At 63.5% G+C, this 22,057-nt stretch carries 18 protein-coding genes; 6 read left to right on the forward strand and 12 right to left on the reverse strand.

Features of this window, described 5'->3' with window-relative positions:
• The first annotated feature begins 197 nt into the window (after positions 1-197).
• Both LAN70_04385 and LAN70_04390 read left to right on the forward strand, forming a co-directional pair.
• Positions 198-1,316: a lactonase family protein gene (locus LAN70_04385; protein MBZ5510388.1), complete on the forward strand. Its 1,119-nt coding sequence runs from the start codon at positions 198-200 to the stop codon at positions 1,314-1,316.
• A 137-nt stretch (positions 1,317-1,453) separates the two neighbouring features.
• Entirely contained in the window at positions 1,454-2,542 is a 1,089-nt protein-coding gene (locus LAN70_04390; protein ID MBZ5510389.1) for a 6-phosphofructokinase, read from the forward strand.
• Positions 2,543-2,579: 37 nt separating this feature from the next.
• Here the strand turns inward: LAN70_04390 and LAN70_04395 are convergent, their stop codons facing one another.
• The gene (locus LAN70_04395; GenBank protein MBZ5510390.1) at positions 2,580-3,011 is read right to left on the reverse strand and encodes a hypothetical protein; all 432 of its coding nucleotides are present in this window, start codon (positions 3,009-3,011) and stop codon (positions 2,580-2,582) included.
• A 341-nt stretch (positions 3,012-3,352) separates the two neighbouring features.
• Positions 3,353-3,748, reverse strand: coding sequence for a hypothetical protein (locus LAN70_04400; protein ID MBZ5510391.1), 396 nt, complete (start codon positions 3,746-3,748; stop codon positions 3,353-3,355).
• 77 nt (positions 3,749-3,825) lie between these two features.
• On the opposite strand from LAN70_04400, the gene LAN70_04405 reads away from it, so the two are divergent.
• Both LAN70_04405 and LAN70_04410 read left to right on the forward strand, forming a co-directional pair.
• Positions 3,826-5,586: a VWA domain-containing protein gene (locus tag LAN70_04405; GenBank protein ID MBZ5510392.1), complete on the forward strand. Its 1,761-nt coding sequence runs from the start codon at positions 3,826-3,828 to the stop codon at positions 5,584-5,586.
• Between the two features lie 215 nt (positions 5,587-5,801).
• Positions 5,802-7,484, forward strand: a complete 1,683-nt coding sequence (locus tag LAN70_04410; protein MBZ5510393.1) for a VWA domain-containing protein — start codon at positions 5,802-5,804, stop codon at positions 7,482-7,484.
• On the opposite strand, the gene LAN70_04415 is transcribed toward LAN70_04410, so the two are convergent.
• The 6 genes from LAN70_04415 to LAN70_04440 form a co-directional block, all read right to left on the reverse strand.
• Positions 7,456-8,772, reverse strand: coding sequence for a glycosyltransferase family 39 protein (locus LAN70_04415; GenBank protein ID MBZ5510394.1), 1,317 nt, complete (start codon positions 8,770-8,772; stop codon positions 7,456-7,458). The two genes, LAN70_04410 and LAN70_04415, sit on opposite strands and share 29 nt — an antisense overlap.
• A 148-nt stretch (positions 8,773-8,920) precedes the next feature.
• Entirely contained in the window at positions 8,921-10,354 is a 1,434-nt protein-coding gene (gene gatA, locus LAN70_04420) for an Asp-tRNA(Asn)/Glu-tRNA(Gln) amidotransferase subunit GatA (GenBank protein ID MBZ5510395.1), read from the reverse strand.
• 6 nt (positions 10,355-10,360) lie between these two features.
• Entirely contained in the window at positions 10,361-10,915 is a 555-nt protein-coding gene (locus tag LAN70_04425; GenBank protein MBZ5510396.1) for a hypothetical protein, read from the reverse strand.
• Positions 10,912-11,256: an Asp-tRNA(Asn)/Glu-tRNA(Gln) amidotransferase subunit GatC gene (gene gatC, locus LAN70_04430; protein MBZ5510397.1), complete on the reverse strand. Its 345-nt coding sequence runs from the start codon at positions 11,254-11,256 to the stop codon at positions 10,912-10,914. The genes LAN70_04425 and gatC overlap by 4 nt, the downstream gene beginning before the upstream one ends.
• Positions 11,257-11,272: 16 nt before the next feature.
• Positions 11,273-11,575: a DUF721 domain-containing protein gene (locus tag LAN70_04435; GenBank protein ID MBZ5510398.1), complete on the reverse strand. Its 303-nt coding sequence runs from the start codon at positions 11,573-11,575 to the stop codon at positions 11,273-11,275.
• Positions 11,576-12,161: 586 nt separating this feature from the next.
• Positions 12,162-13,535, reverse strand: coding sequence for a CCA tRNA nucleotidyltransferase (locus LAN70_04440; GenBank protein MBZ5510399.1), 1,374 nt, complete (start codon positions 13,533-13,535; stop codon positions 12,162-12,164).
• Positions 13,536-13,658: 123 nt separating this feature from the next.
• Between LAN70_04440 and tsaD the strand changes: the two genes are divergently transcribed.
• A complete protein-coding gene (gene tsaD / locus LAN70_04445) occupies positions 13,659-14,828 on the forward strand; it encodes a tRNA (adenosine(37)-N6)-threonylcarbamoyltransferase complex transferase subunit TsaD (GenBank protein MBZ5510400.1) in 1,170 nt (389 codons plus the stop codon).
• Here the strand turns inward: tsaD and LAN70_04450 are convergent, their stop codons facing one another.
• Positions 14,829-15,212 carry a response regulator gene (locus LAN70_04450; protein ID MBZ5510401.1) on the reverse strand — a complete coding sequence of 128 codons (384 nt, stop codon included), beginning with the start codon at positions 15,210-15,212 and terminating at the stop codon, positions 14,829-14,831.
• A gap of 188 nt (positions 15,213-15,400) precedes the next feature.
• The gene (locus LAN70_04455) at positions 15,401-16,369 is read right to left on the reverse strand and encodes an EamA family transporter (GenBank protein MBZ5510402.1); all 969 of its coding nucleotides are present in this window, start codon (positions 16,367-16,369) and stop codon (positions 15,401-15,403) included.
• A 370-nt stretch (positions 16,370-16,739) separates the two neighbouring features.
• Between LAN70_04455 and LAN70_04460 the strand changes: the two genes are divergently transcribed.
• Positions 16,740-18,107, forward strand: coding sequence for an acetyl ornithine aminotransferase family protein (locus LAN70_04460; protein ID MBZ5510403.1), 1,368 nt, complete (start codon positions 16,740-16,742; stop codon positions 18,105-18,107).
• A 124-nt stretch (positions 18,108-18,231) separates the two neighbouring features.
• Here LAN70_04460 and nadA read toward each other — a convergent pair whose 3' ends face one another.
• Both nadA and LAN70_04470 read right to left on the reverse strand, forming a co-directional pair.
• Positions 18,232-19,350, reverse strand: a complete 1,119-nt coding sequence (gene nadA / locus LAN70_04465) for a quinolinate synthase NadA (protein MBZ5510404.1) — start codon at positions 19,348-19,350, stop codon at positions 18,232-18,234.
• A 303-nt stretch (positions 19,351-19,653) separates the two neighbouring features.
• Positions 19,654-21,975: a TonB family protein gene (locus LAN70_04470; GenBank protein ID MBZ5510405.1), complete on the reverse strand. Its 2,322-nt coding sequence runs from the start codon at positions 21,973-21,975 to the stop codon at positions 19,654-19,656.
• Positions 21,976-22,057: the final 82 nt, after the last annotated feature.

Here is a 22,057-nt window from a genome sequence, read left to right on the forward strand (position 1 = left end):
CAGGCGGTGAAGACTAGCGAATTGTGGACCTGGCGGTCAAGAATACCACCGCCGTCAACCCTGGTTCCAAGCGGCGGAGGAAAACCATCCTAGGCAGGGCCCGGAATTAAGGCAGACGGCTTAACTATGCGGGTACGAAATCCGGCGCAACAGCGGCGCGCGGTCGGGGTTTTGTTAGACTTCTAGCGAGTGTTGCAATGAAAATCACGCGTAGTCTCCCCCTCGCTTTGTGCGCAGCGCTGTTCATGTGGGCCGGCTGCGGCGGCCACGAATTCTGGGTGACCGTCAACTCGACCCCCACTCCAACTAACCCCACCGGGGCAGTGCCCAAGTTTGCCTACGCCGCCAATTTCAACGCCGGCGGGGCGGGCAGTGTGTCCGCCTACACAATCAACAGCGGAACCGGCGCCTTGACTGCGGTGAGCGGATCGCCCTTTGCCGCGGGCACCGGTACGGTGGCGGCAGGCGCTAATTCGGCCGGAAATTTCGTCTACGCCGCCAACCAGGGCGGTGGCGTTTCCGCCTTCACCATCACCCGCGCCGACGGCACGCTGGTAGCTGTCAGCGGGTCGCCCTTCACCACCGGTACCACGCCGGTATGGGTGGCCGTGGATCCTGGCGGCCGTTTCGTTTACGTCGTGAACGGCGGTTCCAACGACATCTCGGGCTTCGCCATCAACTCGAGCACGGGCGCCCTGACCGGGTTCAGCTCCACCTTCCCCGTCACCGCCACGCCGCTGCGCGCGACCGTCGATCCTTTAGGCCGCTTTCTTTACGTGGCGCTGGGAACGGGGGGAACGGAAATCTTCAAGATCAACAGCAACGGGACACTGGCAGTGGTGCGCACCGTCCCGGCCGCGCCCTGTGCCGCCTCTGACGCCGTTGCGCTCGATGCCAGCTCCCGCTTCGTCTTCGTCGCCGACGGCTCGACCGGCATCTGCAATTATGCGGTGAACGCCAGCTCCGGTGACCTGATGCTGATCACTTCGACCATCATCCCCGCCGGCACCAATCCGGTGGCGGTGGCGGCCGGCGCCAACGGCAAGTTCCTGTTCGCCGCCAACAACGGCTCGAGCAATCTTTCCGGCTATGTCATCAACGCCGACGGCTCGCTGACCGCGATGTCGGGCTCGCCGTTTTCGGTCGGCAGCGCGCCCGTGGACGTGACCGTGGATCCCTCCGGCGCGTTCGTTTACGTTGCCAACTTCAGCGGAAATTCGGTCTCCGTCTTCACCGTCAACAGCAGCAATTCCCTGTCGTCGGTGGGCACGGCGACCGCGGGAACGAACCCGAATTCCGTCGTGACCACGCAGTAGGGCAGTTTGTCAGTAATTCAGTTCGCCGGTGTCTCAGTAGTCCAGTGCGTCAGTTCGCCAGTCGCCCAGTACAATTGCCAGTTCCCTAATCCTCCGATTGAGCAACTGACATACTGAACTACTGAGAAACTGCTCCAATGACCGACATCAAGACGATTGGCATCTCCACCGGCGGCGGCGATTGTCCTGGCCTGAACGCGGTCATCCGCGCGGCCACGCGCAGCGCCATCCTGCAACACGGCTGGCGCGTCATCGGCATCACCGACGGCTTCGACGGCCTGATCTGGCCGGAGCGCTCGCGCGAGCTCACCATGGAAAGCGTCAGCGGCATCCTGCCGCGCGGTGGTACCATCCTGGGCACCACCAACCGCGGCAATCCCTTCAAGTACAAGTCGGTCGAGAACGGGCAGGAGGTAGTGCTTGACCTGGCGCCGAAGGTCATCGAGAACGCGCGCAAGCTCGGCATTGACGCCATCATCGTCATCGGCGGCGACGGCACGCAGGCGATCGGCCTGCAATTGTTCCGCCAGGGGCTGAACGTGGTCGGCGTGCCCAAGACCATTGACAACGATCTCTGCGCCACCGACGTCACGTTCGGCTTCGACACCGCTCTCCACACCTGCACCGACGCGATTGACAAACTGTTCAGCACCGCGGAATCGCACCATCGCGTCATGGTGGTCGAAGTCATGGGCCGCGACGCCGGGTGGATCGCCCTGGAAGCAGGCCTGGCCGGCGGCGCGCACGTCATCCTCATCCCCGAAATCCCGTTCGACATCCGCAATGTCTGCCAGTTCATCCTCAATCGCGACGCCGGCGGGAAGAAGTTCACCATCGTGGTGGTCGCCGAAGGAATCAAGCCCGGCTCTGACCTGAAGGCGCGCTTCGAAGAGGAGAAGCGGAGGTATCCGCGCGCCGGAGCGGCCGGCAACCTGATCGGCGACGCGCTCGGCATGTGCACCCGGAAGGACGTGCGCGTCACCGTGCTCGGCCACGTGCAGCGCGGCGGGTCGCCGTCACCCTTCGACCGCATCCTGAGCACGCGCTTCGGCGCCGAGGCGGTGGAATTGATCGCGCGCGGCGATTTCGGAAAGATGGTCGCCCTGCGCGGGGCGCGCATCGAGACCGTGGACATCGCCGAGGCGATCGGCGCCATGAAGCGGGTCGATCCCCAGGGCGAGCTGGTGAGAGTCGCCAAGGCCGTCGGCGTTTGCTTCGGGGATTGACAGGGTTGGAGCGCGTTCGCCCTCGAACGCGTCGTACCTACTTTTTGAACAGATTCTCGAACGCCTTGCGCGCATCGTCGGCGCGCATGCCGGCGCTCGAGGTTTCCTTTTCCACCGTTTCGCGCAGGCCGAAGAACTTGCACGCGTTGCGTGTGTCCTTGCGCGAGACGCGCTCCGTGACCGGCTGGCGGCACTCGAAGCGGCTGGCGGGATCGAAGTGCGCGCACTGTTTGCAGGAGTGCAGTTCGAAGCCGCACTTGGGACACTGTCCCACCGGATCGGTCACCATGGTCAGCACAGTTCCGCACTGGGCGCAGCGGGACACGGTGCGCGTTCCCGGCATGTTGAGCGCGCGCGGGCCGAAGGTCTCGTCCTTCTTCAGGCGTGGTGGCTGGCGCGGGCCGCGCGATTCCGGCTTGTCGCCGCCGCGGTCCTTGTAGCCGGGCTGTCGGTATTTCTGGTCTGACACACTGACCTCCTGTCGGCACACGCCCTGGCAGGTAATGGAATGGGATGGGAAACGGAAGCTGCGCACAGTGTAGCGCGAGCGGGCGGGAAAATCACCTTGAGGAAATCCACAGACCCCGGCGGCGTTTCGGCGACCCTGCAAGGGCGGCCGGCCGCGGCGACTTCCCTGGCGCAAAAAATTAAGCGTGCGCGACGTAGTATGTGGGGTGAGGATGGCAACGTCGCGCACGCATTCAGTTGTAGGTGCACACTAACAGCGGGGCGGATGCCACGCTAGTTCATGCGTCATGCTTGCGTGTGACCCGTGTCACAACAAGAATGTTCATCGAAGCCGCGGGAGGGCTACGGTATGGGCGCGGCGTTCTTCACCTGGAACTTCGATCGTGGCGTGCAGGTGGTGTATCCCACCGGCACGGTGACATCCGAATTGCGGCTCTCACGTGCGTGCCGATAGCTGCTCACGGTGTAGCAGACGTTGTCTTCGACCTCAGCAGGTACCGGTCGGCCCCGCCGCAACCCAACGAATGGCACAGCAAACTTGCGCATCTTGGGATGCGGTTGAGTGGCGAACGTCGGATCCTGCGACCATTGGAACTGGATTCGCGGCGTGTCCGGCTTGGCTGGAAGGTCAAACCTGCGAGCGTACACGCTTAAAGGAACACCAGAGCGTTGGGCAACTCCGGGAATTGCCGAGACAAGGATCAACAGAACGAGGACTACAATTCTGTCGGCGCGCATCGGGCACCTCCGCACCCCGATTCTAACTCGGCGGCAGCCGTTGGGCACACGAATCCTACCACGTTCGTGTAGTATGCATGCGCAAGGTAGTGGAGGTTGGCATGCATTCCATGCGGCTTGTTGTTCCCGTTCTCATGATGTCATTGGTTGTGGCCGCCGTGGCCCAGACTTCCTCGCCGACGGCGACCTTTAAGAGCCGTACCGACCTGGTCCTGGTGCCAGTGGTGGTCCACGACAAGCAAGGAAAGCACGTATCGGGTTTATCAGCCGCCGATTTCACTTTGCAGGACGACGGCGCAAAACAGAATCTTGCCTCGGTCGAAGAAGTCGCTAGCGACTCCTCGCCGGCAGCGCCCCCGCCCGAACTTGCGGCCGACGTAAAGCGCGGCGTCTTGTTCACCAACCAGGTGGCGAGGTCATCGCAGCCGAAGACAATCCTGATCTTCGCCGTGGACTTGTTGAACGCGCCGTTTGTGGATACCGAAATGGGGCGGCGGGCGATGTTGAGCTTCGTCGCCTCGCACATGAGCCCGAATGTGACTATGGGCCTGGTGACGATTGAACCGGGGCAGGTCCGGTTGCTGCACGCCTTTACCACGTCGCCCACGGTGCTCAGCGCCGCACTGCAGAAGGTCACGGCAGTGACCAGCACGCCGGCGACCCAAGGCACTCTGGAAGCGCAGCAGACTGCGCTGCAGGACCTGCAAGCTGTGACCCAGACAGAGGCCGGCACCATGGCCAACTTCATCGCCGGCCAGCGCGCGCAAATGTCGCAGGCTTATCTGGCAGCGACGGCGGCTCGCAATGATCAGAACATTGCGAGCGCGCTGGAAGCCCTGCGCCAGATTGGGGCCTGGGTGGCCGGCGTTCCCGGACGCAAGGTGCTGGTGTGGCTCACCGGCAACATCCCGTTCATATCCGGGCAGGGGGTGATGGCCTTGGGCAAGCTGGGCGTCGAGGAGTACGAGCGCACCATGAAAGCGCTGGCCGACGCCAACGTGGCGGTGTATCCGGTGGATGTGCGCGGCGTGGTGCCATCTTCCATGTACTCCGCCCGCTATAAAGACCCAGGAATGCAGCAGCAGCTAACCATGGCCGAATCCATGGATGGTTCGCCCAGCGGCATCGCTCGCCGCAGCCAGTCCCTGCAAGTCGGGGTCGTGCACATCGAGGACGCGCATGAGGCCATGAATTACATAGCCAACTTGACCGGTGGCAGGGCCTACTACAACCGCAACGACATTCCTCGCGTGCTGGACGACGCGGCCGCCGACTCCTCACGCTACTACATGCTCAGCTACTACCTCGACCGCAGCCACGCCAAGCCGGGATGGCACAAGCTGAAGGTGAGCGTCCACCACCAAGACGCCACGGTGCACGCCCGCAACGGCTTCTTTCTGGACAAGCCGGCACAGGAGGGTTCTGCGTCCGCCAAGCAGCAGGATGAAAGCACGGCGCTCGCCTCTCCCTTCGAATACACGGCTTTGCCCGTCAACCTGAAATGGATGGATACGGTCCCCCGCGGCGATAAGCGCCATGTGCGCTTCGAGGTGTATATCCCCCCTTCCTCCGACCTCATCGGCACGGACCGCAACACTCTGGACTTGGATGTGATTGCGACCGCCCTTGGTGGAAACCGCGAGGTAGCGGGGCAATCCTCGAAAAATATCAAGTCGCAACTCAAGCCGCAGGCGCAGCAGCAGATCCAGAATTTCGGGTTGACTTACGTGAGCGATCTCGACCTGAAGCCCGGCGAGTACGCCGTGCGTCTGGTGGTGCGCGACAACCTCACCGGGCGGCTGGGGAGCGTCACGGCTCCGCTGCGGGTCGTGCCGTAAGCCGCCGGCTTGCTTCAGGCTGGATGGTTCGGGACCTGGAAGCGTGGGCAGCCGGAGGCCTGCCCGATTCCTATTTCGGTTCCAATTTGTCCTTACGGTTCTTTCTGGCTGAGCAGCGTGGCGCTGTGTGTACCATGTAAGCAGTTACTTACTTAGCGGCTCCCCTAGGCGACCTCTCGGCTAGTGTGGCTGCGCAACTTCTGTGGAAGTGCCCGATGCGCAACGCACTCTCCTGCTTCGCGCTCGCCGCTTGCCTAGTCGCCGTTGCGCCTCTGGTTGGCGGACAAACGCCGCCAACGACGCCCACCTTCAAGAGCCGCGCCGATTTGGTGCTGGTGCCGGTGATTGTGCGCGATAAGCACGGCAATCACGTTCCCGGGCTGACCGCCAAGGATTTCGTTCTGCGCAAGGATCGCGAGGCGCAACGCATTGCTTCGGTGGAGGAAATCACGGCCGACACGACAACGCCGTTGCCGGTCATGATGCCCGAATCCGTTTTCACCAACCAATTCTCCAGCCCGCAACAGGCAAAGGAACTGGTGATCATCGCCCTCGACCTCATCAACACGCCGCAACTCGATCTGGACACGGCTCGAAAGGCGGCCCTGAAATACCTGGCCACGCAAATCCGCCCTAACCAACTGGTCGGCCTGGTGACCATCGAACGTGGGCGCGTACGCCTGCTGCACACTTTCACGACTTCTCCCGTGGTACTGAACGCGGCGTTGCAACGCGCGACGGAATCAACGACGGCCGCGATAGTGGCAGGGTCGGCAAGTCAAGTGCTGTCGCGGGCTGAGGAAGAAAAAGTGCAGACGGAGGCCGCGGGCATCGCCGGGATGATCGCGCAGGCACACGCACAAATGGACACTGCGATCGCGCGAGTCAATACCGGCCGGTTGGAGCTCGACGTCAAAGCTACCCTGGATTCCCTGCAGCACATCGCGATGTGGGTAGCCGGGCTGCCGGGGCGGAAGGTGCTGATCTGGATTACGGGAGATATTCCTTTCATCACCAATCAAGGCAATGTGGTACTCGCGCGCGTCACGCAGGAGGACTACGGACGGGCCATGCAGGCGCTAGCGGACGCCAATGTTGCTGTTTACCCGGTGGACGTTCGGGGACTGCTGAACTACGACTTTGCAGCCAATTCTTCCGTCTACCTTGGACCGGGCTCCGACGTTTTCGACCGCATGATGAGGGGCGGGATCAATGGGCCGACGGATCTGCCGAGCAATCATTTCGTATTCAACGATTTCGCCGATGTGACCGGCGGCAAGGCGTTCTATAACAACAACGATATCGCCAAGCTGTTAGAGCGCGCGGCGGCCGATTCGACGCGCTACTACATGCTGAGCTTTTACCTGGACCGCAACAACTTGAAGCCGGGCTGGCACAAGATCGAGGTCACAGTAAAGCGAACGAATGCGACCACGCGAGCGCGCAAAGGATTTTTCGTGCCGAACGGAAAGGAAGACACTCTTGCGTTGCGTCAGGCCAACGAGAACCTTGCCATCGCGTCGCCCTTCGAATACACCGGCTTGCCGATCATCATGAAATGGAAGGACGCGGTGGCGTCGGGTGCGACACAGAAGATTGCCTTCGAGATATCCATTCCGCCTGCCGCAGGATTGGCCGGCGAGGATGATCGCAATGCCCTCGACCTGGATTTTCTAGCAGTAGCCACGGGTGCGGACGGCAGCATCGCCGGGCGATCATCGCGGACGTTTCGCACCGTTCTCAAGTCGGAAGCCCAGCAAAAGGTGAAGACGTACGGCGTCACTTACGTGGGCGATCTCGACCTCAAGCCCGGCGAGTACGCCGTGCGTCTGGTGGTGCGCGACAACCTCACCGGAAGGCTGGGGAGCATCACGGCGCCGCTGAAGGTCGCGCCGTAAACATCTCGACCACGGCATAGCACAGCAGCAGCAGCATAAGCGGCTCCAGCACGTGGCGATAGCGAACCTGGTTGTACGTCAGGTAGTAGGGCAGGGGATACAGCAGCAGGGAGGCGAAAAACAGCGGCCAGGCGCGCAGCCGTCGCCGGTGCGCCATCAGCATGGCGGACAGGGTCAGAAAACTGAACGCGGCAAAACTCCACGGCAGCCAATAGCGGGCCATGGCCGGGCGGTACCCCATGGCGCTGCCGTCCCAGAAATACGCCGCGCGGCGGGCGGTCAGCTTTACGAACCCCCACGGGGATTGCCGCACCCACACGAGCGCGTCCTGCAATTTCCAGCTCACGTACGCCGGTTCGCCCATGGCCCGATAGCGCGCGAGTTCGTCAGGGTTGCCGGCGGGATGCTGGCCATTCCACCCTCGCGGCGAGGCGTAGCGCGCGTTTCCCAGCCAGAATTCGAAACCGAAGTTGCTGCGCAGGAACGCCCATTGCCCGAAGACCACCCGGTTGCGCACCAGCCACGGCGAGATCACCAGGAGGCACGCAGCTAGCGCCAACAGCGCGGGCTTGACCCATTTCCCGCCGGCGCGATGGATTTGAAATCCGCACCACACCAGCGATGCCGGCAGCAGCGGCAGCAGCACCGGGTTCACCAGCAACGCAATTCCCCAAAGCGCCCCAAACCCAAGCCACAGTTTGCCGGAGGCGGGCTCCGACAGCCGCAGCGCGTACCAGAACAGGCAGGTGAACAATAACGTGCTGAGCGAGATCTCCCACACCCAGCTTACGGCCCACTTGCTGAACCACGGGAACCCCGCCCAGAGCAGCGCCGCCACGAATCCGGCGCAGCGTCCGACGGTACGCGCGGCAATCCCCAGGATCGGAAGGCAGGTCAGCGCGGAAATCAGGCTCTGCAAAATGAGCAACGCCACCGCCGCATTGGTGCTGAAAACACCGAACCAGGCAAAGAACAGCGCGCACAGATACGGATAGACCGGCGCAACCCACGATGTCGGCCCGGTATCAGCAGCGCCGAAGGGAGAGCTGAAGCCGCGGCCTTCGGCAATGGAACGGGCGATGTTGGTGGTTTCGTTGAAGTACGAGTATTCGTCAGCCCGATAGCGTTCGAACAGATAGGTGTGCGCCGCCAGCATGAAACCGATGCGCACCGCGAAGGCGAGCACCACCAGCCACAATGCCGGAGAGCGCAGCCAGGCACGCCCGGGCGGCACACGCAAGCCTGCTTGGGATGGCGCGGATTCCAACGATTCACTCTGGGTGGTCATTCCGGGTTCGTGGTTGCAGCCTACCACGGAACGGAAGCGGGTCAGACGTGAACCAGATCACCACGGAGGCACGGGGTTCCTGGTGATCGGGTGATCGAAAAACCGAATCGCCGATCACCAGATCATCCGATCACCAGATCACCCGATTCTAGCGGGCGTGCTCGTAGGCGTGGGCAAGGCGAATCACGGTAGATTCGTCGAAGTGCCGGCCGAGAATCTGCAGGCCGATCGGCAGGCGGTCGCGCGACTCGCCGCAGGGCACGCTGATGCCCGGCACGCCGGCCAGGTCTGCGGTGACGGTGTAGATGTCGGCAAGGTACATGGAAAGAGGATCGTCCGATTTTTCGCCCAGCTTGAACGCCGGCGTGGGCGAAGTGGGCGTGACGATGGCGTCCACGCGCTGGAAGGCCTGTTCGAAATCGCGCGCCAGCAGCGTGCGCACGCGCTGCGCTTTCAGGTAGTAGGCGTCGTAATAGCCGGCGCTGAGCACGTAGGTGCCGAGCACGATGCGCCGTTTGACCTCGGCGCCGAAGCCCTGGTCGCGCGACAGGCGGTACATCTCCGCCAGCGTGCGCGCCTGTGGCGAGCGATAGCCGTAACGCACGCCATCGAAGCGCGCCAGGTTGGACGACGCCTCCGCGGTGGCGATCACGTAGTAAGTCGGGATGGCGTAGCGCGTATGCGGCAGCGAGATGGGCACGATCTCGCATCCGATCTGCGCCATCGTCTGAATCGCCGCTTCCACGGCGGCGCGAACTTCGGGATCGAGTCCTTCGCCGAAATATTCTGTTGGTACGCCGATCCTGAGTCCGCGCACCGGCTTTTCGATTTCCTGCTCGTAATTCGGCACCGGGACTTCGGCGGAGGTGGAATCCAGCGGGTCGCGTCCCGCAATGTGCTTCAGCAGGATGGCCGCATCTTTGACGGTCTTGGTGAGCGGGCCGATGTGGTCGAGCGAGGAGGCGAAGGCGATCAGGCCATAGCGCGAGACGCGGCCGTAGGTCGGCATCAGTCCTACCACGCCGCAGAACGAAGCCGGCTGGCGAATGGAGCCGCCGGTATCGGAGCCGAGCGCGGCCACCGACATACCCGCCGCCACCGCTGCCGCCGAGCCGCCCGAGGAACCGCCGGGCACGCGCGCCAGATCGCGCGGATTGTGCACCGGGTAGTAGCCAGAGTTTTCGTTGGACGAGCCCATGGCGAACTCGTCGCAGTTGGTCTTGCCGAGCACGACCGCGCCGGCGGCTTCCAGACGCGCGACCGCGGTGCAGTTGTAGGGCGCAACAAAATTGCTCAGGATCTTGGAGCCGGCGGTGGAGCGCACGCCGCGCACCACCATCACGTCCTTAATGGCGATGGGCACGCCGGCCAGCGGCGGCAACGGATCACCCTTGTCGGCGATGGCGTCAATCTGCGCCGCTTTCTCGAGCGCGCGCTCGCGGGTCAGCGTCAGGTAGGCGCCGATCTTCTCGTCGGTGGCTTCGATTTTCTTATAGAAGCTCTCGGCCAATGCGACAGCCGAGGTCTGCCGCTCCAGAACGGCGGTGCGGGCGGAGGCGATGGTGAGGAGGTCAATATTCATGAAATTCTAATCGGTGACTAAACCGTCCATCCATGCACGCGAGCGTTCTCCAGTGTCTCCGTCGAACTGCTCCAGGAGCTTCGCGGAGCTGACATCGTGCAACTCGCAGTGGGGCGCGGAATTTCCATGGACGGTGTTCGTACAGAATGCCACCTGCTTTCCTTCCATCCGAAAGCGCCAATCAACGATCATCAAGCCGGGTTTGAGTCGCTGGATGATTTTTCCGTCCCTGTAGATCACGAGCGTCAGCGGGATTGGATAGGAGGTACAGCAGTTTGGAAATTCAGCTAGCCACCCGACGGTCTGATCATCGCCGGCGACCTGAGGTGAGCTGAATGCGACCTGGTCTTTCTCTCTGCTGGCTTTCGTGTCGTGTCCCGCAGCATCAACCAGGTGCAGCGCGCCTTCAGAATCTACGTACACATGCACTATAGATCCCCGCTTGCCGCGCGCGCTCATTGCCGCCGGTTGTGACAACAGCACGGCTATCAGAAAACCCAGGATCACCGGACCCGCGTTTATGTGGTGTCGCAATTTCCAACCGCTTTGCACCAGGCTCATCTTTCAATAACTTTTGGAACCTTAAAGAACGCGCCATCCGTTTCCGGCGCGTTCTCCATCACCACCTCGCGCGGCAACGATGGTTTTGTTCTGTCCTCGCGCATGGCGTAGGCGAAGCGCGCCGTGCCGCTCTTGCTCTCGTCAATGCCGTAGCGGTCGGAGGTCTGCGCCATCGGCTCGACGTTGGACGTGTCGAGCTCGTTCAGGCAATCGACATAGTCGAGAATCGAGTTCAGGTCCTTGACCATGCGCGCGCGCTCGTCGGCGGTGAGCTCCAGGTTGGCCAGTTCGGCGACGTAGAGGACGTCTTGCTCGGTTATCGGTTGTCGGTTATCGGTCATCGGTTGTCAGATCCGGTCAACTGCTGGTGCGCTTGGCAACACCGGATTCCTTTGCAGTCACGAACTCGATGCGCCTGACCTTGGCGAATTGGTTGAGCGTGGCGAGATACCTGGGCACAAGGTTGACCAACTCGTTGTGCCACAGGGCATCGGGCACCTCGACGTTGAGCACGCCATCGGCGTAGCTGAGGGCCCGGGTACGGGCGGCAACGGCGGCGCCGCAGGCCAGCGGCCATCCCAGGATCGCCGCTTCCCCCGCCGGGGCGCGACGGATAGCGTCCACGACGATCTTCTGCAATCCATCGCGTGCGCGCTCCATCCAGCCTCCTCCCCGCAAATCAAGACCATGGATTCTACCACTCGTCACGCGCCGGTGATTACCCCCGTAATTTGCGCGATTTTTCCTGCGGCGTAGGATGCGTTGCGGGGGGCGGACCCATGAACCATACGCACAAGCCACCGACCCGGGCAGAAGCGATCGACACTCGTGTGTGGGATCTCCTAACCGTTGCCCTGTTCCTGGGTCTTTCGGCGATGGCGTGTTTGTGGCTCACGCCCCGGTAGAAAACAACTGAATCGGACTGGCCGGCAGCGCCGCAACTTGGGGGAGGAGCGGCGTGGCCGGCAATCCGAGGTGATGGCACGGCCCGCGCCGTGCCTTTTTATTGCCACACCTACGCCGTGCTGCTTACTTTCGGTCAATGCCCAATGAGCCGGTACTGCGTCTAAAGTAAGATTGTGGCGGCGACGCACCTGGGCCACGATGATCGCGGGGGGTGGGCCATGCCAAGCACCCGCGCTCACGATCCGCGAACGCCGCTGAACGAAACCCGCATCTGGGACTACATCAGCTTTGCCCTGCTGGTAATGCTGTCCCTGCTGGTCTACACCTGGCTGGAGCCCCACTAGCCGGTCTGCGACAGCGGAAACTCGCGCCGCACCAGTTCCACCGCCTGTTCGCGGCTGGTGGCGCTTCCTTCCAACTGCGCGTCCTCCACCGCGGAGAGAATTTCCCGGAACCTGGGCCCGGGAGGGTAACCCATGGCCAGCAGGTCGTGGCCGGTGAGCAGCGGCTGCGGCCGGATCTGTTCCGGCGGAGTCTGCTCAATTTTCTGCCGCAGAAATTCGTAGATGCCAAGGTCGCCGTGGCTGGCAAGGCAGTCAATGCGATGCATCTCCAGGTGCTCGGCGAACTCCGGCTGCCGCATGAAACGCTTGAGGGTTGAGGGCTTCATGTCCAGTGCGTCGGCAAAGCGCATATGCTGGCCGACGAGCACGGCGATCTGGCGGGTGTCGTCGCTGGACATGCGCAGGCGGCGCGCGATGTCTTCCGCCATGGCAACGCCGACCTCCACGTGATGGTCGAAGCGGATGCGATCCGGCGCCACGCGAAACGTCGGCGGCTTGCCGACATCGTGCAGCAGCGCGCCCCAGGCGAGCGTCGGCGACGTATTGGGCGGCAGCATTTCCAGCATCAGCAGCGTGTGCACCCAGACATCGCCCTCGGGATGAAACTCCGGCGGCTGCTCCACGCCTTTCATCCTTTCCACTTCCGGCAGGACCTCATGCAGCAGGCCGGTTTCGCCCAGCAACTCGAAGGCGCGGCGCGCGCGGCCCTCGGTGAGCATCTTGGTAAGCTCGTCGCGGACACGTTCGCGGCTGACCTGCGCGATCTGCGGCGCCAGTTGCTGGATGGCGCGCAGGGTGTCGGGATCAATCCTGTAGCCGAAGCGGGCGGCGAAGCGCACCGCGCGCAGCATGCGCAGGTTGTCTTCCGTGAAACGCTTCTCCGGCGCGCCGATGGTGCGGATGAGCTGGTGGTGCAGGTCGCCGAGGCCGCCGACGTAGTCGAGCACCTGGTTGGTGATCGGGTCCAGCAGCAGTCCGTTGATAGTGAAATCGCGGCGCTGCACGTCCTCGCGCGGATCCTTCGAGTAGGTGACCTGGTCGGGATGGCGGCCGTCGGTGTACAGGCCGTCGGAGCGGAAGGTGGCCACCTCGACCGTCGTCGGGTGATCGGGAGATCGGGTGACCGGGTGATCGGCAACCACGGAATCAGCGGGGACCAGCACGACACCAAACCGCGCTCCAACCGCCCAGGTCTTGGGGAAAATGCGCATGACCTCTTCGGGACGGGCGTCGGTGGAGACGTCGTAGTCGGCGGGCTCGCGTCCCAGCACCAGGTCGCGCACACATCCGCCGACGAGGTACGCCAAGTAGCCGCGTTCGCGCAGGGTGCGCACGATCTCGAGGGCGGCGGACTTGGCAGCATCAGACATAAGGGTCTATCGGTCTTTCGGTCTTTCGGTCTGTCGGAATGGCAACCAACGACCGACAGACTGATAGACCGAGAGACCCTATGCAACGCTCCATTGCGCCGCATGATCCTCTAGTATAGAGACATGCCCGACGCTTACATCCTGGGAATCGAGAGCTCCTGCGACGAGACCGCAGCGGCTGTCGTGCGCTCGGGCGAGCAGGTCATCTCCAACGTCGTGCTCTCGCAGATCGCCACCCACCGGCCCTACGGGGGCGTGGTGCCGGAATTGGCGTCGCGCGAGCACTTGCGCGCCATCCTTCCCGTGGTCCGCACCGCTTTGGCGGAAGCCGGGCGCAACTACGAAACCGTGGATGCTATCGCGGTCACGCGCGGTCCCGGACTGGCGGGCGCGCTGCTGGTGGGCATCAGCTTCGCCAAGGCGCTGGCGTTCGCGCTCGACAAGCCGCTGATTGCGGTCAATCACCTCGAAGGCCATATTCATGCCGTGCTGCTGGAGGAGCGCCAGAAGGGTAATCGCGAGATGCGCTTCCCGGTGCTCGCGCTGGTGGTGTCAGGCGGGCACACGCATCTGTATCTGGCCGAGCAGCGCGGCGCGAGCTGGACTTACCGGAACATCGGCCGCACCCGGGATGACGCCGCCGGCGAGGCTTTCGATAAAGTCGCCAAGCTGCTGGGGCTGGGCTATCCCGGCGGGCCCATCATCAACCAGCTGGCGGCGCACGGCAATCCCCAAGCGGTGAAATTCACCTTTGCGCAGATCAAGCACAGAGACCGCCAGGATCGTGTGGCCCGGGTCTCCGACCCGGGAAATCAAGGGTCAGAGACCCGTGCCACATTTGATTTTTCCTTCAGCGGCATCAAGACCGCAGTCTTGCGCTACGTTGAGACGCACCACATGCAGCGCGTAATTGACGCGCGCATGGCGGCGCTGGCTGAAATTCTCCACCCGGCGGCCGCTGACGTCCTGCGATTCAGCGATCCCATGACGCTCGACCTGGTGGCTTCGTTTCAGAACGCGGTCGTCGGGGACCTGGTCGAGAAGACGCTGGCGGCGGCGCGCGAGTACGAGGCCGCCACGCTGTTCGTCACCGGCGGTGTGGCCGCCAATAGCGAGTTGCGAGGCCGATTTGAGGAGCAGGCGGCGCAGGAAGGTCTGCCGGTCTTGTTCCCTTCCCGCCCGCTCTCCACCGACAATGCGGCCATGATCGCCGCCGCGGCGTATCCCAAATTTCTCGCTGGTGATTTTGCCGAGCCCGAGCTCTCGGCCGAGGCAGGACTGCAACTGCGCTAGCTAGGTGACGGCCGTCTTTTGGCCCAGCGTCAGCTCCAGCGCCTTCCCAAGCTGTTCCTCGATGTCGATGTCCTTGAAGATGACGTAGTTGGCGCGGCCTTCGGGTTTCATCTCGCTGGCGCTGCGCCGGCCGGCCAACACGACCAGCGGGATGCGCGCCATCCTGGGATTCGCCTTGACCGCGGTAATCAGTTCGCTGCCGGTCATCTTGGGCATCATCAGGTCGGTGACGATCAGGTCCGGCAGCACGCTGGCGAGGATGTGCATGGCTTCCACGCCGTTGGCGGCCGAGGCCACCGAGAAGCCGCGCTGCTCCAGGAACCGGCACACGGTATGCCGGATCAGCATGGAATCGTCCACCACCAACGCGATCTGTTGTGGCATTGACTGCATCTTCAACCTGCGCGGCCATGCTGCCCGCCTGGGCAGCCAGACGGCTGGGAGTGCCTGGGGAGGTAACTGCTGAAAAGTATCAAAGTGCGTGGGACGCGGCAAGATAACAACGCGAGTACCTACATTACTTCAGTACCAGGCCGTCGTATCACAAAAGGATAAAGGCCCAGCCCTTGCACCTAGTCTCCCGTCCCTTCTACCGCAGGCAATTGCGCCACCGGTGCGTCAGCCCCGGCCTTGGTTTTGATCTTGGCGCTGGTAACCAGAGCCACCGCCGCGACGATGATCACGGAGCCGGTCAGAATATAGGCATCCACCGTCTCCTGCAGCACCAGCCAGCCCAGAAAGACGGCCACCACGGGGTTGACGTAGGCATAGGTAGCCACCTTGGGCATGGGGACGTTTTGCAGCAGCCAGATGTAGGCGCTGTACCCGACCCAGGAGCCGAACACGATCAGGTAGGCAATGGCGCCAATGCCCGATGCGGTCCAATGAGCGCGCGCCGGCTCGCGCAGGGCAAACGCGAGTGTGAGATTCAGCGCGCCGGCGATGGCCATCTGCCATCCGGTCGCGGCGAAGGCGTCAATGCCCTCCTGCCAGCGCTTGGAGAGCGCCGATCCCAGCGCCCATGCGAACGACGCCACGGGCAGGGTAAGGGCGGCCAGCAGCACGCGCCGGTCCAGAGGATTCGACGACATCTCGCGCAACTTGGGCCACAGCAGCACCACAATCCCGCAAATCCCCAACAGCAGGCCGACGATTCCGCGGCGCGAAACGTGGTCGCCGCGGAACATCCAGGTGTCGATCAACAGGAACCACAGTGGCGTCATGGAAACGATCAGCGCGGCCAGCCCGGTGGGCACCACTTCCTCGGCACGCGCCAGAATGGGGTTGGCGACGGTCAGCAACAGCGCCCCAATGATGCCCAGCCGAACCCCTTCGCCCAGCGTCACCCGGATGCGGCGGCCGCTGAGCGCGCACCAGAGGAGCATCAGCAGGCCGGCGATAAGAAACCGCGTGCCGGTCATCAACAGCGGCGGAATGTGCTCCACCGCGATGCCGATGCCGAGGTAGGTCGAGCCCCAGAACACGTACACCAGCGCAAACGCAAAGGCGACGCGAAAGCGGTGCTGGCGCGAGTGGGGCATAGTGGAAGTGAAAACTTACGATAGCAGATCGCCCTGACGCGCCGGGGCTGGCGCCATTTACTTCTGACTTCTTAATTCCGACTTCACTTTCGTAACTTCACCCTTCGTCCCGGGGGTTACGCCAGACATGCAGCGGGGCTATAATACTGTTGAGTAATTTCATGTCGCGCCTGCTGCATCACGGAAAGATCAAGGCCGCGCCGCCCTGCCGTTTGCGCATGATCCTGACTCGTCCACGCGCCGGGCTGAACCTGGTTCCATCCCATTCCCGCCCCAATCTGTTTGGCGGCGACTAAGCGACTTTCCTCCGCCTTCGCCACTCCGAACCAACCCAGCTTCGTTCGCCACGCAGCACTCATCGGAGGAAGTCATGTCGAGCACAGTTACTATCCCGTCCGGACCCCACATTCGCACCACGCTGCCCGGGCCGAACGCCCTCCGCATCCTGGAAGGCGACAAGACCTACATCTCGCCGTCGTACACGCGCTCTTATCCGCTGGTCGCCAAGCGCGGCCGCGGCGTTGTCGTCGAAGACGTGGACGGCAACGAGTTCCTGGACTTCTCTGCCGGCATCGCCGTAACCTCCACCGGCCACTGCCATCCGGAGGTGGTCGCGGCCATCCAGCAGCAGGCGGCGGAATTGATCCACATGTCGGGGACCGATTTCTATTACGAGCACATGATCACGCTCGCCGAGCGCCTTTCGGCGGTCGCGCCCATGAAAGGCCCGCACCGCTTCTATTACGGCAATTCCGGCGCGGAGGCGGTCGAGGCCGCCATCAAGCTGTCGCGCTATCACACCAAGCGGCAGAACATCATCGCCTTCTACGGCGCCTTCCACGGCCGCACCATGGGCGCGCTGTCGTTGACCTCCTCGAAGGTGCAGCAGCGCCGCCGCTTTTTCCCGCTGATGCCCGGCGTGACCCACGTTCCCTATCCAAACGTCTACCGCCGGCCCCAAGGCACGGACCCAGTGGAGTACGCGGTGGAGTGCGCGCGCTTCATCGAGCAAAAGGTGCTGAAGACCACGCTTCCTCCGGAGGAAGTGGCGGCCATTTTCGTGGAACCCATCCAGGGCGAAGGCGGCTACGTTATCGCGCCGCCGGAGTTCCTGGTCGAACTGCGCCGCATCTGCGACCGGCACGGCATCCTGCTCGTCGCCGACGAAGTGCAGTGCGGCTCCGGGCGCAGCGGCAAGTGGTGGGCGATCCAGCACGCCGGGGTTGAGCCCGACATCGTCTGCATCGCCAAGGGCATCGCCTCCGGCATGCCGCTGAGCGTGATGATGACCAAGCAGGACATCATGGACTGGGTGCCCGGCTCGCACGCCTCCACCTTTGGCGGCAACCCGGTGTGCATTGCCGCGGCTTTGGCGACGATGAACGTTCTGGAGCGCGAGGCAATCGCCAACGCCGACAGCATCGGCCGCCACATCATGCAGCGCATCAGCGCGTGGCCGCAAAAGTACGCCATGGTTGGCGATGTGCGCGGACGCGGCTTGATGATCGGCGTCGAACTGGTCACCGACAAGCAAAGCAAAGCGCCCGCCGGAGCGGCTCGCGACAAGGTCGTCGAACTGGCCTTCGAGCGCGGCTGCCTGTTCCTGGGCGCCGGAGAGAATTCCGTGCGCATCTGCCCGCCGCTGATCATCACTCGGGAGCAGGCCGATATCGGGCTCGACATCCTGGAAGAGTGCATTCGCACCGTGGACAAGAATGCCGACCAGCCCGGCAAGTAAGGAGATTGCCGAATTGCGGAATTTGAAATTGCGAATCGAAAAAAATCAGCCCGGTAATCTACCGGGCTTTCTTCAATAGCGGTCCGACCCAATTCCGCATTTCCGCAGTTCGGCAATTCCGCAATTACTGAATTTCTAGCATCCTGTCCAGTGCCACTCGCGCCCAGCGCTTCACCTCGTCCGCGACCTGGATGCGGTTCACCACGTTGCCGTCCACCAGGTTCTCCAGCGCCCAGCACAAATGCTGCGGCGAGATACGGAACATGGTGGTGCACAGGCAGCCGGAATCGTCGAGCGTGATCACCATCTTGTCCGGCGCCACTGCCTTCGCCAGCCGGTTGATCAAATGAATCTCGGTGCCAATGGCGAACTTCGAGCCCGCCGACGCCTGCTCCACCATCTTGATCAGCTTCTCGGTGGAGCCGATCCCGTCGGCCTTGCGGCAGACCTCCAGCCGGCACTCCGGATGCGCGATGACTCGAATGTCCGGATACTTGGCGCGCACTTTATCCACGTGCTCCGGCAGGAAGCGCTGATGCACTGAGCAGTGTCCCTTCCAAAGGATCACTCGGGCGGCGCGCAGCCGGTCTTCGTTCTTGCTCAAGCCGCCCTGCGGCAGGAACGGGTCCCAGACGACCATGTCGCTGAGCGGGATTCCCATCGCGTCGGCCGTGTTGCGGCCCAGGTGCTGGTCGGGCAGGAAGAGGATTTTTTCGTTCCTGGCAAATCCCCAGTCAAAGGCGCCGCGCGCATTGGACGAGGTGCACACCAGGCCGCCGCGCTCGCCGCAAAACGCCTTGATCGCCGCCGTGGAATTCATGTAGGTGATCGGCGTCATGCCGTCGCCCGCGTCGCTGGTCAGGCCCATCCCGGCCAGTTGTTCCCAGCAGTCTTCCACCTGGGTGATTTCGGCCATGTCGGCCATGGAGCATCCGGCGTTCAGATCCGGGAGCACGACCACCTGGCCGGTGCGGCCGAGCACGTCGGCGCTCTCCGCCATGAAATGCACGCCGCAGAACACGATGAACTGCCCGCGCGCCTGCGCCGCTATTTTGGAAAGCTTGTAGGAATCGCCGGTGTAATCGGCGAAGCGGATGACTTCGTCACGCTGGTAATGGTGTCCGAGGACCACGCAGTCTTCGCCCAGCGTCTGTTTGGCGGCGGCGATGCGCTCGTCCATCGAGGAATCCGGCAGGACAAGATAACTGTCCAGCCTGCAACTGGAGCTGGTTGCGGTTGCCACTTTTGAACTCGCCTTCAGTTCCGCGCGTTGAGCGCGTGGAACGGGGATGTTGAAAGCATCCTTCGGCTCCAGTAGATCCACTGCCCGGTTGCTGGGCCCGACCTACGGGGTTGTTGAAGCCGCTGGTTGTTTCTATGCCTACCTTACAGATGCGCCGCTGAGCCAAAAGCTTCAGCCCGCAGCACGCGCACATGCGGGGAGGCAATTTTCAATTGTGCATCCGGAGGATGGCCGGCGCAAGTCAAAACGCCCGCCGGCATAAACGCCGGTAACCATCGGAGATAGCGAACATTGGGACTGGCTTTACTTCCCGGGCGCTTTGAAGTTGACCACGATCGTATTCTCGATTTCGATGGGAACGCCGTTGAGGCGGAAGGGCTCGTAGCGCCAGCGTTTCACCGCTGAGGCTGCCGCCTGCGCCAGCAGCGCGTCACCCCTGACGACCTTTATTTGCGTGACTTTCCCTTCCTTACTGATCGTGGCTTTCAACACGACCTCGCCATTCACTCCCACCGCCGAGTCGGGATAAACCGGTTCGTAGCGTTTCAGCAACTTGCCTCCGGTCAATTCCGGTATCGCCGTTTTGTCGAGGGTGGGTGGCGCGACCGGTCCTGACAGCACAGTGGAGATCTCCGACGAGCCTGTCGGACGTCCCAGACCCATGGCCGGAGGCGCTTCGGGAACCGCTTTCGCCACCTCGGTCACCGCCGGCGCTGGTACCGGCTCGCGAGGGGCTGGAACGGGTCGCGCAGCTGCATTTTTCGCCGCCGCGGACGGTTTCGTCGCGTGCGTGGAGCCAGCCGGGATCGGCCTTTTCGCCACGGGCACGGTATTCATCGGGACCACTGCGGGAGGAGGCGCCGTGGGAGTACTGGACGCCGGGAAGGGTGAGGGCTTGTTGACTACGGGCTTGGTTAGCCTGACTTCGCTGTCCATGGGCGTGCCTCTGGGAGGCGAGATAGCCCGCCACACTTGCCAACCGCCCACAATCAGCACCGCCGCCAAAATGCCCGCACCGGTTAGCCTCAGTCTCCACGGCGACGGTATTTGCGCCGGCATGTTCGCCAGCATCGCGTCGCGCATGGAAGCCGGGCCCAGCATGTCGGCGGCTTCATCCTCCTCCGGTTCCAGCGGCACGGTGCGATCTCTCGCGGCCGCCGATGCCGCCATCGCGGCCGCGCCCATGGCTCTCATGACGGCAGTCGGCACCGGCGAGGGCGTTAGCTTGTCCGGCGGCGCTGCCAAACTGTGTGTTGCCGGGATTTCTACCGCTGGCCTGGTTGCCAGCTCTTGCCGGATTGCCGGCGCCGACGCTGGCGCCACCGCCGTTTCTCCTGCCGGACGACCTGGCTTGGGAGCTTCCACCGGCGCCGCAACGGGCGGAGGCGGCGCGGGGAGCTTCACCGGAGCGAGGACTTGCGGCGTTGGTACGGGACGCGCCACCGGGGCCGCGACTGGCGGAGCCGGTGCGGGACGCGCCACGGGCGCGACCACAGCCGGACGCGGCGCGGCACGATCCACCGGCGCCGCCATTGGCGGAGACAGCATGGGCGCAGCTGCCGGCGCCGCCTTCGCCACGTTTCCCGTGCGCGGCTGCGGCAAAGACGATGGCGCCGCCGCCACCGTTCCCGCACCTGCCGGAGTTGCCGGCTTCGTCACCACCGGCGGAGGCAGAGGAGCAATCCCCTCCTTGACCGTGAGAATGTCCTCCATCATCAGCGGGGTTTCTGGCTGCACGCCCGGTTCCGCAATCAGCGGTTGCAGCGTCGCCGCCGCCATCAGTGCTTGCGGGCCCCTGATCGAGGACGCTGCCGGCTCCGGCTGCCGAACGGCAATTCCCGCCACCAGGTCCGCAACCCGCCGCAGCAACAGTACGTCGCTGCTCTGGAACGCGTGCGCGCGTGAGGAGAACGCCTCCAGCACTCCCGCAGGACGCCCCTGCACGCGGACGGGCACAATCACCATGGAGCGCAATTCAAGTTTGCGGCAGACCAACCTCTCGGCCCGTGGATCGGTCTCCGTATCCAGGCAGCGCACGATCTCGCCGGTGCGAATGGATTCTCCCGATAGCCCCGAGTTGGGATCCAGCCGGGCGCCGATGGCGGGCGCGTTGCCGCTGCTGGCGCGGCACACGACGATGACGCCGTCTTCGAGCGCGATCGCCGCCCCGGTCGCCCGGGTCACGTTGCGCACGCGTTCGACGACCAACGCCAGCGCCGCGTCGCCTTCCAGCTTGTCCGTCGTCAAGTCGCGCCGCAGGGCGGCAATTTCATCGCGCGTGTACGGCGCAGGCCAGGCCGGCAGCGCCGCGTTCAAACCGGGCGCTACCGCCGGCCGCCGGTCGCGCGAGAGCCATTGTGCCAGGTGCACGCGGCCCAACTCCGCGATTTCCTCGAACCGTATTCCCAGCCGGCCGGAGCTGTCGGTCCAGGCGATGCTGCCCACCGCGTCCACACGTCCGCCGGTTTCCGGCAATTCGAATTGCAGCGAGGTGGTGGCGCCCATGGGCGCGCTGGAAAGCGCTTGCACGCCCATGCCCTGTTCGCTCAGGTCGAGCACCAGAGCGCCGCTTTGGAATGCGAGATCGACGGTGACCAGGTGCGAGTCCACGACGTTCTGCCGCATTGCTACACGGCGGTCGTGTGTCCCTGAGTCCCCGCCCGGTTTCGGGGTTTCCACTGGTGAGGTGCCCATCCGTAATTACCCT

The sequence above is a fragment of the Terriglobia bacterium genome (genome assembly GCA_020072845.1).
Lineage (GTDB): Bacteria > Acidobacteriota > Terriglobia > Terriglobales > Acidobacteriaceae > JAIQGF01.